The organism is Vibrio sp. S12_S33 (assembly GCF_963889785.1).
In the GTDB taxonomy this organism is placed as follows: Bacteria; Pseudomonadota; Gammaproteobacteria; order Enterobacterales; family Vibrionaceae; genus Vibrio; species Vibrio aestuarianus.
Genome location: NZ_CAWPQZ010000022.1, coordinates 1 through 13,382, shown reverse-complemented (window position 1 = coordinate 13,382; position 13,382 = coordinate 1). Strand labels below are relative to the sequence as shown.

11 protein-coding genes and 1 pseudogene are annotated in these 13,382 nt (G+C 42.5%); 11 read left to right on the top strand and 1 reads right to left on the bottom strand.

The window, feature by feature from the left end; genetic code table 11:
• The first annotated feature begins 42 nt into the window (after positions 1–42).
• The 11 genes from AACW06_RS11410 (at position 43) to AACW06_RS11360 (ending at position 13,192) form a co-directional block, all read left to right on the top strand.
• Positions 43–2,130 carry a chemotaxis protein CheA gene (locus AACW06_RS11410; protein WP_192075142.1) on the top strand — a complete coding sequence of 696 codons (2,088 nt, stop codon included), beginning with the start codon at positions 43–45 and terminating at the stop codon, positions 2,128–2,130.
• 22 nt (positions 2,131–2,152) lie between these two features.
• The gene (locus tag AACW06_RS11405) at positions 2,153–2,680 is read left to right on the top strand and encodes a chemotaxis protein CheW (RefSeq protein ID WP_053308945.1); all 528 of its coding nucleotides are present in this window, start codon (positions 2,153–2,155) and stop codon (positions 2,678–2,680) included.
• A gap of 3 nt (positions 2,681–2,683) precedes the next feature.
• A complete protein-coding gene (locus tag AACW06_RS11400; protein WP_192075141.1) occupies positions 2,684–3,148 on the top strand; it encodes a chemotaxis protein CheW in 465 nt (154 codons plus the stop codon).
• A gap of 10 nt (positions 3,149–3,158) precedes the next feature.
• A complete protein-coding gene (gene aer2, locus AACW06_RS11395) occupies positions 3,159–5,552 on the top strand; it encodes an aerotaxis transducer Aer2 (protein ID WP_192075140.1) in 2,394 nt (797 codons plus the stop codon).
• The gene (locus AACW06_RS11390; protein WP_192075139.1) at positions 5,537–6,391 is read left to right on the top strand and encodes a CheR family methyltransferase; all 855 of its coding nucleotides are present in this window, start codon (positions 5,537–5,539) and stop codon (positions 6,389–6,391) included. The genes aer2 and AACW06_RS11390 overlap by 16 nt, the downstream gene beginning before the upstream one ends.
• A gap of 11 nt (positions 6,392–6,402) precedes the next feature.
• Positions 6,403–7,044 (top strand): chemotaxis protein CheD, encoded by a 642-nt coding sequence (locus tag AACW06_RS11385; protein ID WP_192075138.1) that lies wholly within the window; start codon positions 6,403–6,405, stop codon positions 7,042–7,044.
• Entirely contained in the window at positions 7,041–8,081 is a 1,041-nt protein-coding gene (locus tag AACW06_RS11380) for a protein-glutamate methylesterase/protein-glutamine glutaminase (RefSeq protein WP_192075137.1), read from the top strand. The genes AACW06_RS11385 and AACW06_RS11380 overlap by 4 nt, the downstream gene beginning before the upstream one ends.
• A gap of 31 nt (positions 8,082–8,112) precedes the next feature.
• Positions 8,113–9,288 carry a methyl-accepting chemotaxis protein gene (locus AACW06_RS11375; RefSeq protein WP_192075136.1) on the top strand — a complete coding sequence of 392 codons (1,176 nt, stop codon included), beginning with the start codon at positions 8,113–8,115 and terminating at the stop codon, positions 9,286–9,288.
• A gap of 11 nt (positions 9,289–9,299) precedes the next feature.
• Entirely contained in the window at positions 9,300–9,599 is a 300-nt protein-coding gene (locus AACW06_RS11370) for an STAS domain-containing protein (protein WP_192075135.1), read from the top strand.
• Between the two features lie 19 nt (positions 9,600–9,618).
• On the top strand, positions 9,619–11,292 hold the full coding sequence (locus AACW06_RS11365; protein WP_238336688.1) for an ATP-binding SpoIIE family protein phosphatase: 1,674 nt from the start codon (positions 9,619–9,621) through the stop codon (positions 11,290–11,292).
• A gap of 223 nt (positions 11,293–11,515) precedes the next feature.
• Complete coding sequence (locus tag AACW06_RS11360) at positions 11,516–13,192, top strand: DUF342 domain-containing protein (RefSeq protein ID WP_192075134.1); 1,677 nt, start codon at positions 11,516–11,518, stop codon at positions 13,190–13,192.
• A 51-nt stretch (positions 13,193–13,243) separates the two neighbouring features.
• On the opposite strand, the pseudogene AACW06_RS11355 reads toward AACW06_RS11360, so the two are convergent.
• Positions 13,244–13,382: pseudogene (locus AACW06_RS11355) on the bottom strand (IS4 family transposase); the annotation flags it as partial.

Genomic DNA, 13,382 nt, shown 5'->3' with positions numbered 1-13,382 from the left:
AAATACAATCATAAATAACAATATCAATGGGCAGGAATATCTATGGCTCTAGACATGGAAATGTTGCGCAAGATGTTTTACGAAGAATGTCGTGAAAATCTTGAAGTACTTGAAAGTATACTGCTTAACCTTGATCCTCTCGAGGTTGACAATGAGACCATTAATACTATTTTTCGTGCCGCTCATTCGATAAAAGGTGGAGCCGCTACGTTTAACTTACTTGATATCAGTGAGTTCACTCACTTGGTTGAAGCGTATTTGGATTTGGTGCGAAATGAACAAGCAACGTTAACTGCTCTAAGTGTTGATATTCTCCTTAAAGGTGGCGATTGCATCCGAAACATGCTCGAAGGACACGAAAGTGGTATCGATGTTGATCATGATCTTAAACAAAAAGTTAGCCATTCTTTGCAAGCGTTATTGTCGATAAGTGATGAAGAGCAAGTACTGGATAATGCTCAGCAACCAAACACTGAATTAAAGAGCCCTCTCGAAAATCATAATGCAAACACCCGTTGGGAGATCGTCTTTTCGCCTCATCAAGAACTGTTTTTTAGTGGTAATGATCCATTGAGACTCTTACGCGAACTCAAAGAACTCGATGAGCAATGCACTATAGAGGTTCAGCAAGATACTCTTCCCGAGCTTGCTGAAATCGAGGCTGAACTTTGCTATTTAGGTTGGACGATTACCTTAAATGGTGGCATTGATGAAAACGATATTCGTGAGATTTTCGAATGGGTTGAAGATCAATGTGACTTGGCGATTTCACGGCTAGAGATCGGCGTTCAAATGACATCTCCTCATGCAGATCAACCGATAGTAGAATCGAGCAATAGGCAGGAAGACGTCTTATCTGTTGTGACGATACCAACTTCTGACCCTTCTCCGAAAGCAACTAAAGCTGCGAAACCCGAATCGAGTGTTAGCTCGATTCGGGTTGATATCGATAAAGTTGATAGCTTAATTAACCTAGTAGGGGAGTTAGTCATTACGCAATCAATGCTGACTGAAATTGGTAATGATTTCAGTATGGATAAGCTGGAAAAACTCAAAGCTGGCCTCGCTCAACTGCTGCAAAATAGTAAAGATCTACAAGAAAATGTACTAAATATCAGAATGTTACCAATGAGTTTTGCTTTTAGCCGTTTTCCTCGCTTAGTTCGAGATTTGTGCGGTCGGCTTGAAAAGAAAGTTGAACTGAATATTGTCGGAGAAAACACCGAGTTAGATAAAACGGTATTGGAACGCATTGTTGATCCACTAGTACACCTAGTGCGAAATGGCATTGATCACGGTATTGAACAGCCGCAAATTCGCCTTGATCAAGGCAAGGCGGAAACCGGTACGATAGAACTCCATGCTTACCATCAAGGTGGTTCAATTATTGTTGAAGTAAAAGATGATGGTGCAGGTATTGATTGTGAAAGAATATGGCAAAAAGCCATAGAAAAAGGTGTGCTTCCTAAAGACTCTCGGCGTGAAGAAATCTCTGATAAACAGATACTTAACCTTATTTTCTCCCCCGGTTTTTCAACAGCAGAGCAAGTTTCAGATATCTCTGGTCGAGGTGTCGGCATGGATGTGGTGAAACGAAACATTGAAGAGCTCGGTGGCCATATTGAAGTGGAATCAACGCTTGGTAAAGGCAGTCATTTCACCATTAGCTTACCGCTCACCTTAGCCATTTTGGATGGGCAATTGGTTAAAGTAGGCGGTGAAGTTTATATCATTCCTCTTCTGACGATCATCGAATCTATTCAAATTAATCATGCCAACATCAAATATGCCGCTGGTGGGGTTGAACTGTACCGCTTACGGGAAGAAAACATCCCTATCTTACGTCTGCAAGATGAGCTTGAGATGGGGGAAAGTGGAGAGTTAAGCGATAGGATTATTTGCTTTGTCGAGGCGGCAGGCAACCGAGTCGGGCTATTGGTCGATGAGTTATTGGATCAGCAGCAAGTTGTGATTAAAAGCTTAGATTCCAACTACAGCAAAGTATCCGGTATCTCGGGCGCTACGATTTTAGGCGACGGCTCAGTTTCTCTGATATTAGATATTCAAGGTTTAATTTCAGCGTACTCAAATCGCCGTTCAAATCCCTCATCCCAAATTATTGCAGCCTAATAAAGATGAAAAGGAAGAAGGAATGGAAGCAGAATATTCATCAACTCATCAAAAGACGGCTCAAGCGCAAAGCGTGTTGAATGCATTGTATGAAGAACGCAGCAGCGCCGCTGATTTTCTAAGTTTCCATCTTGCTAAAGAACTTTATGGCGTCGCCATTCAGGATGTGGAAGAGATTAGAGTATGGGAACAACCCACGCCAATTCCTCATGCTCCTGAATTTGTCAAAGGTGTCATCAATATGCGGGGAATGATCGTGCCTATTATTGATCTACGTATTCGCTTTGGGGTGTCACCTTGTGAGTACTTACCAACTACTGTCGTATTAGTATTGCACTGTCAGCAAGAAGAACAACAAAGAGTGATGGGTTTGGTTGTCGACGCTGTGAGTGATGTGATTGCTCAAGGTGAGAATGTGCTCTTTCCTGCGATTGGTGAAACTACCGCGGCGTCTTACTTGCTGGGTTTACTCAATGTTGGTGATGAGGTGATGTCACTGCTTGATACCTATGAGCTTCTTGATATGCAGCGCATTTTAGGTGGGGAGTAGCTTATGCCGACACAAGAATTTCTCAGTTTTGTGCTTGACGGTGATGAGTACGCTGTACCAATTTTAGACGTACGTGAAGTTCGAGGTTGGAATGACGTTCGTGCGGTACCCAATGCCCCCGACTATTTACTTGGGTTGCTTGATATCCGCGGTGAATACGTTCCGATTGTTGACTTGCGGCTACGTTTTCATTTGTCACCTGCACAAATAGGCGCCACAACGGTTGTCATTGTCCTCAATGATGGTCACAACAATCCATTAGGGGTCATTGTCGATGGTGTTTCCGAGGTTTATGACCTGAGTTTAGAGCAAATTAAACCAGTCCCAGCCTTATCGTCATCGGTTGATCAGCGTTTTATGAAAGGGATCGCCTCTGTAGCCAATGGTCATTTGATCTTAATTAACATCGAGGCCCTTTTTGATGTAACAGGGCTAAACCAGACGTTTGTAGAAGAAGCTATTATGTGAGGGAATACTCATGGCATTTTGGAATAGAAAACCAGCAACCACAACGCAATTTGTTCCACCGGTAAATGATCCGCGAGTCGATGAAAATGAAGGGATGTCAAACCAGCAACTTCTCTCTGCACTCAACGCGGCAAAAACCGCATTGATGATGATTGATAGAGATTTTCAAATAACCTATCTCAATAAACAATCATTGATTTTGCTTAAACAGCATGAGGTTCTGTTTCAAAGTGTTTGGCCTGGCTTTCGAGCTGACGAATCATTTTTAATGGGTTATTGCATTGATGGTTTTCATGTTAACCCACAGCACCAACGTCAAATGCTCTCTACACCGGCAAACCTACCGTTTACGACCGTCATTGATATTAAAGGGGTGAAAATCGAACTGAACGTTGGGGCGATCATCGATGAAAATGGGGCTTATACTGGCAATACATTAGAGTGGCGAGATGTTACCGCTATACGCCGACAAGAAGACGAAGTGGCGCGTTTGCGCGCCGCGGTTGACCAGGCTCAAACCGCGATGGTTATGATTGATCGTGACCTTCTTATTACCTACATTAACCAACAAACATTGGCATTATTTGCTAAGCATGAAAGCACCATGCGCACCGTGTGGTCAGGCTTTACTGCTTCTGCGGAATGGTTGTTAGGGCGCTGTATTGATGAGTTCCACCAACACCCTGCGCACCAACGAAAATTGCTCAGCGACCCTACTAATTTGCCTTACAGCACGGACATTTCGATTGGTGATCTCAAAATTGAACTAAACGTTGCGGCAATTCATGACTTAAATGGCCAGTACATTGGCAATACATTGGAGTGGCGAGACGTCACAGAGGAGAGAGCTAAAGAGCAACAAATTGGTCGCTTGGCGTCTGCCGTCGAGGGTATGACCACCAACCTGATGATGGCGGATAAAAATGGCATTATTCAGTATCTCAATCCATCGTTATCTAAGTTGATGCACAGCCGAGAAAGCGATTTACGTAAAGTATTATCGAGCTTTGATGCCAGTAACCTAGTAGGAAAGAACATTGATGTGTTCCATAAAAATCCGGGCCACCAGCGCAGCATTATTTCAGACCCAGATCGCCTGCCATTTTCATCGAATATTAAAGTAGGAACATTAGAATTTAACTTAACTTGTATCGCGATGCGCAATAGCAAGGGTGAGTATATTGGTCCGGCATTGCAGTGGGTCGATATTACCGAGCAGCAAGACGGCCAGCGCCAAGTTGAAAGCTTGATACAAAAGGCGATTGCAGGCGAGCTGAATGAGCGAATCGATACCACAGTATACAGTGGGTTCATGCGTGAATTAGGCCAAGGAATCAATAATTTACTTGATACACTCGTGGCACCTCTAGGCCAATGTATTGATGTGATGAGTAAAGTGGCGGAAGGTGATCTTAATACCAAAATGGAAGAAGGTAGCCAAGGAGAGTTTGGTCATCTTACTGATGCAGTCAATACGTCCATTACCAATTTACGCGATATGGTCGATAAAATTACGGTTTCGTCTGCGCGTGTCGCGACAGCATCAACTGAAATTGCCGATGGTAATAATGATTTAAGCCAGCGAGTAGAAGCACAAGCTTCGAATCTAGAACAAACCGCCGCTAGCATGGAAGAGATGACCGCAACTGTTCGTCAAAACGCCGATAATGCCAAAGGTGCGAATGAATTAGCTGATGATGCCGCCAAAAAAGCAGGCAAAGGTGGGGAAGTGGTTGGCGAAGCGATCTCTGCGATGGCTGAAATTAACAGTGCCAGTAAAAAGATTGCAGACATTATTGGTGTGATAGATGAAATTGCCTTCCAGACAAACTTACTAGCCCTAAATGCCGCCGTTGAAGCAGCGCGAGCTGGAGAGCAAGGCCGTGGTTTTGCAGTTGTGGCAGGAGAAGTGCGTAACTTAGCGCAGCGCAGTGCAGCAGCAGCCAAAGAAATTAAAGGGCTTATCAAAGACAGTGTTGAGAAGGTCGAAGAAGGTTCGCGTTTGGTGGATGAATCTGGTGCGACGTTGAAAGAAATTGTCGATGCTGTAGCGCGAGTTTCTGATCTTATTGCTCAAATAGCGTCTTCTAGTATTGAACAGTCAACAGGTATTGATGAAATTAATCGAGCTATCTCCGCAATGGATGAGATGACACAGCAAAATGCTTCCCTAGTTGAACAAACGTCGGCAGCAAGCCAGTCATTGAAAGATGAAGGTAAAGAGTTGCTCAACTTAATGAATTACTTTGCGACTGATAGCAATATCACCACTTTCGAATCGAAAAAGCCGCACAGAGTTGCCCAAACCACTAAAGCGAATGTGAGTGATATCCGATCACCAACCAAAGTGGTTAATTCAACGCTCAATCTTGCTGAGGACGGAGATGAATGGGAAGAGTTCTAACCGGTGCGACTGCGATAAATATTAACCAAGAGTTTGAGTTAACAGATAGCGACTTCAAATTCATTCAGTGGTTCATGCATAAAACGGTGGGCATTTATCTCTCAGACGCTAAACGAGCCATGGTTTATGGGCGGATCAGTCGTCAGATGCGCAAACGTGGTGTGCAACGGTTTAGTGATTATAAGCAGCTTATTGAGCAAAATGAGCAAGATCGTATTCACTTTATTAATACACTGACGACTAATAAAACACAGTTTTTCCGTGAGTATCATCATTTTGAGTTCTTAGAAAAAGTGTTATTGGCAGAGTGGAAAGCTCAACAGGTTAGTCATCCTAAAATTTGGTCAGCAGGGTGTTCAACTGGCGAAGAACCGTACAGTTTTATTGCATCACTTTATTGCTCAGGTTTATTTGATTTTGCCCAGGATGTCGATATTTATGCGACCGATTTAGATACTCAAGTGTTGGCGCATGCGCAAGCTGGAATTTATTCAGATGAAGCAGCCGCTACAATCCCGGAACCGTATTTAAAAAAGTGCTTTTTAAAAGGCGTCGGTGCGCAGCATGGGAAGATGAAGATAGCCAGTAAATTACAAAGCTATGTTCATTTTCAGCCACTTAATTTGTTATCTCGATGGACAGTAACTAATAACCTAGACCTGATTTCATGTCGTAATGTCATGATTTATTTTGATAAACCTACGCAGGAGGCCTTGATTAAACGATTTTATGATTGGCTAAAACCTAATGGGGTTTTACTTCTTGGTCACTCAGAAAGTGTCGGGCGATGTGCTGATCTATTCCATCATCTTGGCCACACCATTTATGTGAAGCTATAAGGTAATTAAACATGGCATCGTCAGCGATTCACTCAACAGAGGATAACCGACATTTTAATCGGTTCCACCACCCACAAAAGAAAGTGGATTGGGTGAAAGTGCTGCCCGGAGGTATCTATTGCACTAACCGTCAAGAAATTATCTGTACTGGTTTGGGATCGTGCGTGGCAGCGTGTATATGGGACCCTGAAGCGAAAGTTGGAGGAATGAACCATTTCCTATTGCCATTTGATAATTATTCACAAATTGACCATTGGAAACCAGATGAAATTGCATCAACGGCCTCAAGATATGGCTGTTATGCGATGGAGTTACTGATTAACCAATTAATCAAAATGGGGGCTGATCGCCAGCGATTAAGAGTTAAATTATTTGGTGGTGCTCAAATGCTCGGTTTGAAAATTATGATTGGTCAAAAAAACATCGACTTTATAACCCGTTACGCGAAACAAGAACAGCTCATTGTTGCAGCGAAAGACCTAGGTGGCTATGAACCAAGAAAAGTGATGTTTGATCCATTAACAGGCAGAGCGTGGTTGAAAAGGATTCCATTTAGTGACGCTATTTTGCTCTGTAATCAAGAAAAGAGGTATGCCACACAGTTGGAACGTGAAACTCATAACAAACAGAATGATGTGGAGTTATTTGAATGAGTAAGAAGATCAAAGTGTTGGTCGTAGATGATTCCCCTGTTTTCAGAGCCTTATTATCTGAGTTGATCAATGCAGACCCGATACTGGAAGTCGTGGCAATGGCAGAAGATCCTTATCAGGCAAGAGAGCTGATAAAAAAGCATAACCCCGACGTGCTGACGTTAGATATTGAAATGCCAAAAATGAACGGTGTGCAGTTTTTAAAAAATTTGATGCGCTTGAGACCGATGCCTGTGGTGATGATCTCAACACTCGCACAGCATGGGGCTGAAGCCACTTTAGAAGCTTTAGAGGCGGGAGCCGTCGATTATTTTCCCAAACCCGCCATTGAAAATACGGCTGAAATGGTCAGCTATAAACAACTGGTGAATGAAAAGCTTAAAATCGCCGCAGGTGCAAACCTCGTTCAGCCCAGTCACCATGCTAATGTCACTGAAAAATTGGTTAGTAGCCACGCACAAACTTGTTATCAATTGATTGCGATTGGTGCGTCTACTGGGGGAACGGAGGCTGTGAAAAGCGTATTGTCTGCATTGCCATCCGGCTTACCGCCGATAGTGATTACTCAGCACATTAGTGCAATGTTTACTCGCCCATTTGCTGAACGTTTAAACAAGCACAGCGCAATTGAGGTTCGTGAGCTTTCTACTCATCAGGCGCCATTAGTCAATGGGTGTGCTTACCTTGCCCCTGGAGATAAACATTTAATTGTGATTAAAAAAGGAGCCCATCTTTATTGTCAGCTTGATGATCGCCCTGCGGTAAATCGGCATAAGCCTTCTGTTGACGTCATGTTTGACGCTGTTGCTGAAGTGGTTGGTGATAAAGCCATCGGCGTTCTCTTGACTGGAATGGGTAAAGATGGAGCGCAAGGTATGTTAAAGATGAAACAACATGGTGCTTTTACTATCGCTCAGGACGAACAGAGTTCCATTGTATGGGGAATGCCAAAAGCGGCGGTTGATATCGGTGCTGTTCTGCATATCAAAGCACTGAGTGCGATTCCTCAATGGATATGTGATGAGCTTTATCCGTAATTGGCAAACATTTACTTTCAAGGAATGGGCAATGAGTAATAGAACTATCACCCAGAAAGCAAAATACATATTGGCTTTGGTTGTGCAGATAAGCGCATTGTTAGTTGCTATGCTTTATTCTGATTTGAGTTGGCACATTGGTGTATGGATTCTTGCGGCATTTATTCCTTGGTTTATCTTGCCGCTAAGCCTTAAAAGTAACAGTAAACTTTCGTCATCATCCCCCACAGTTCAAGGAAATACTTCGCTTGATTCAATGAAATATATCCAACAAATAGAGCAGTTATTTACTGAGACATTACCAAAAGTCAGTGAACCTTTGGCGATGCAACGCACTGTTATTGATGAATCTATCGAAACTCTCAATGACAGTTTTTTCGGTTTGCAAAGTGTCAGTGAAAAGCAAAGTTTAATCTCTAGCACATTGGTTAACAATTTGCTTGCTAACCAAGGCAGTGAATATGATTTAACCACAGTTTTACCACGTACTGAGGCGATAATTGATAATTTTGTACAAACGCTAATTGATATTTCTGAAAAAAGTATTTCCGCAGTACACAGTATCCATGATATGTCCGAAAAACTCGATACGGTGTTTAAATTATTGGCGCAAGTACGAGGTTTATCAGAGCAAACGAACCTGCTAGCACTTAATGCAGCGATAGAGGCGGCGAGGGCAGGGGAGGCTGGGCGAGGGTTTGCTGTTGTTGCTCAAGAGGTTCGTGAACTGTCGGTAAAAGCTCGAGCTCTTAATGGCAAAATAGAATCGGAAATTAATGTGGCATTACAAACGGTTCAACAAGCAAACCAAACGGTTGGTGACATGGCCTCGATAGATATGGCTCATGTTATTGAATCTAAAGAAAAAGTAGACCATATGCTGCGTGGTGTACAACAAATAAATACCGAAATTGAACAAGAAGTACAAAAGATTCAAGAGTTAGGATATGAGTTAACAACACAAGTGGGAAATGGTGTTCGCTCACTCCAGTTTGCCGACATAGTTGTGCAGCAAGGTGAGTATGCGCAAACATCGATCATGTATATGCAAGAATCTATCGAGCTTTTGAAAGCAGTTCACAGTCAGAATATGTCTAAAGACTTATTGGCTGAACAGCTTCAGCAATTGACGGAACGATTGCGCAACCGAAATGCACCGGCTGCCAACCAAACCAGTATGGATGAAGGTGACGTTGAGCTGTTTTAGGAGAAAGGTACATGAGTATTGAAAGCGAAGTGGATAACAACACCAAACATATCACCATTGCAATAGAAGGTGCTTTTGGATTTGGTCTGGTAAAAGATTTTCGTAACAGTTATTCCCCCTATCGAGATTATCGATTTACCATTGATTTACGTAAAGTCGATTACATTGATAGTGCTGGTCTTGGCATGTTACTGAATATGCATAAATATCTTGAACAGAGTGATGGGATGATCCGCATTATAAACACCTTACCTCAAGTCAAGAAAATTTTGCTTATTTCGCGGTTTGATAAAAAGTTTTCTATTGAATAAAACTTAAAAGGAGCTGGTTATGCGAGTAATGATCGTTGATGACCATGCGACGAATAGAGAGCTGTGTCGATTTATCTTGTCTCATATCGTCGAGCATATCGATACCTTTGAAAATGGCGAAGGTGTCGTTGAGGCAATGCTAGCAATGGACGAGTTGCCTGACATTATTTTGCTTGATGTAATGATGCCAATTAAGAACGGTTTTGCAACAGCCAAGGAGATACGTCAAGTATTTCCTTACCACCATATCCCGATCATTTTCCTGACTGTTTTAGACGACCACGGTTCTTATGAGCGTTGCTTATCTCTAGGTGATGATTTTATTCTGAAACCGGTTGAGCGGAGTGTGTTGATTGCAAAAGTTCAAGCACACTACCGCATTGTAAAAATGCATAATGAAGTCACTTTGCAAAGAGATGAACTCCATCATTTTAATGAGCAGGTGCAATATGACTACGCTATCGCCGAGTCCATTTTTACTAACCTAATGGATGAGATGAGCACCAAGGTGAGTAATATTTATGGGATAAATTATATCTCGACACCTTCTACTATTTTTAATGGTGATCTCATTGTAGTAGCAAATCGACCATACGGCGGTGTGTATGTGATGGTTGCGGATGCTACCGGACATGGTCTGCCTGCCGCTATATCAACCATTCCTGCGACACGAACTTTTTTTACTATGACAGAGAAAGGGATGTCGCTTGGAGAAATTGTCGAAGAAGTGAATAATGCACTCGTGAAATTTCTGCCGATAGGCATGATGCTTGCCGCTAGTGTGTTTGAGATTAGAGCGAATGGATTAGAAGTATCATGGTGGGGAGGGGGGTTACCCGATGGTTATTTGCTCGACAGTGACGGACAAATTGTTCGACGCTTAGTCTCCTCACATATGCCATTGGGAGTGCTTGAATCTGATGAATTCGAAGTGAATTTGGTGCATTTTAAGCTAGAACCTAATCAAAGAATTATTTGCTACACCGATGGTATTACCGAAGCGATGAACGAAAAAGGAGAGCAGTTTGGCCAGCAACGTTTAGAGCAAGTGTTGCAAAGAAGTCGCCAAGATCTTATCGCAGATCTGTATGAGGAAGTGCGTCAATTTGCCAATCGGGGACGTGGTGATGACTTGTCGATCCTTTCTATGACCTTTCCTATCACAAATCGTAATGATGTGCTTGTACCGCAGAAGAAAGCGGTTCTTTGTTCTATTCCAATGCAAAGTCATTTGCATTTTCCCGCCAGTATCCTCAAAAAGACAACGATCATGAATGAAGTTCGCAATATTATGCGAGGCATTGTCAGCAGTGGCGCTCATCTTGATTTAGCCTGTTCTGTACTTTCTGAGTTGTTCGCTAATGCCATTGAACATGGCCTACTGAAATTGGACTCTGCATTAAAGGATGACCCGGAAGGGTTCTTTGCTTTTTATGAGCTACGAGAGAAGCGAATGAGCGAGTTGGATGAAAGTTATTGGGTTAATTTGGACGTGGACTACGACCCTGCTCGCTCGCAAGTGACTTTTTTACTTGAGCATAATGGTGATGGGTTTGATTATAAGAACCAGGTTGACCAGAATAACGATAAAACGCATGGTCGAGGAGTGATACTGGTGTCTGAGCTTTGTGAATCATTTGAATACTCAAAACATGGGCGATGCGTGAAGGCTATTTATTCACTCAACGCGTAGTAGAATACGATCTCAGGTATGCCAGTGAATAGCTACAAAATGACTTATTACATATCAAAAGTGCCCATTTATTTCAATCCATCCTATTCTTTAGACAGTATTGGGTGAGTTTGGTCATCACTAAGTGATGTATCCCTTAGTTTGATTGTCGATATATTTAGCCCGATCATTAAATTGTATACACTGCCAAGTAAAGGATAATTGAACGTGTGGGTTGAGTAATATGTGGACAAGCTTTATCTCGTTTTCACAAGACAAAATGCAAGTGATAGCGCAACTTCCGGGAACGGAGTCTGTCGATAAGCGTTTTGATAATACTGGTTTGAAAGAAGCATTATTGGAGCTTGGTGCTGCGAAATACTTTTTAGATGAAGCTGAAATTACACGTTTTATTAATTGTGCCAAAGAAGGAAAAGGTGAAGCCTTTTCCGGTATTGCTATTGCCTGCATAAAGCATGCAACCGTCGAAGTGGTATTGAGTGATAATGACATGCTTGCAAGCATGGTTGTTACGGGAGCTTACGGCGGAAGAGCGTTACGAGGAAGTGAGGTAGTGCACGCGTTAGCACAGTCTCATGTAACGAAAGGTATTAATAAATTAGCGTTAAAAAAAGTGCTAATGGTGAGTCACACTTTAAAAGGTGGCGAAATCTTCAACCAACCAGTAGCACAAGGAAAAGAGCCAATTCAGGGTAAAGATACGCAGTTTATTGCTTTAGTTGAAGATGTTACTAAGCGTGTTTTAGCTCCAGCCAAAAAGCCAGGCCAAGACAAAGTTGATATGCGTAACCTCGGTGAAACGATCACTGTTGGCCAAGATGACGCAGTGATGCGTCGTATTCCAGCCACTAAAGGTACGCCTGGCTACACCGTTCAAGGCAAAATTATTCCACCTAAGCCGGGTACAGATTCAGCATTGGTTGCCGGTAAAGGTTCTTATATATCACCTAATGATCCTAATTTATTGCTGTCTAGCCAGGCTGGCATGCCAATACTCAAGAGCAAAACGGTGGATGTAGATAATGCACTATGCTTAAACAACGTTAGTGTTGCTACCGGTCACGTGAAGTTTAAAGGTTGTGTTGTGATCACTGGGGATGTTGAACCTGGTATGATTGTGCGTGCTACAGGCTCAATCACCATCGGTGGGTTTATTGAGTCTGCTGATGTTCAGGCACAAGATAACATTGAAGTTGGAAAAGGTATTATTGGTCATACGGTATCGGAAGGTGAACCCAAGAGCTGTATTGTCAAATCAGGTGGTTCGATTACAGCAAATTATGCTCAATTTAGTGAACTACAAGCCGCGGAAGATATTAATCTAGCGGTACATAGTATGAGTAATGAGTTGCGTTGTGGCAATGAGCTGAAAGTTATTGATAGTAAAGAAAAACAAGGCACATTGAGCGGCGGTCATGCCAAAGTTGGTGGCAAGGTTGTCTGCTTTAATCTGGGGGTTGAAGGGGATACCGCTACTCATGTGCAGGCTTTTGCTCGCTATGCCATGTATAAAGATCGTATAGCCAAACACAAAGATCATTATACCCAAGCCCAAGAAGCCACTATGGACGTGATTCGCCAAGAAATTGAGTTTAAGAAAAAGCCGAAAGCAGAAAGGACCGAAGAGCAGCTGCTTAAAATTGAACAATTTAAGCAAGAATCAAATGAACATTTAGAAAAAGCCAAAATAGCGTTAGAGATACTCACGGATGAGTTTGAACAATTACTTGAGATCAATACAATAGAAGCCAAAAATAAAGTATACACTCATGTCACTGTTCAATTTGGTGATGAACGTGTCGTCACCAAGCGGGTACATGGCGCAAGTATATTTTCGTTCAATCAGTACGATATTAAGTGTGCATCTATGCTTGAAGAAGAGGATGTTGGAGGGATATAACTAACCTCACTTATGATTTAAAAAACGGGGAGTGTAGTGCTCTAATGCCGTTCACTTAAGGTGAGCGGCATTGTATTTTCTAGGGTATCGGCTTGGCTTTTTCTTCACGACTCTAGGGAAGGATCTTTCTCGCCTAGGTTCAAGTATTAAGCTCCCACTCATTGCGTAGAAGTTTTGGAGTTGCCTCGGT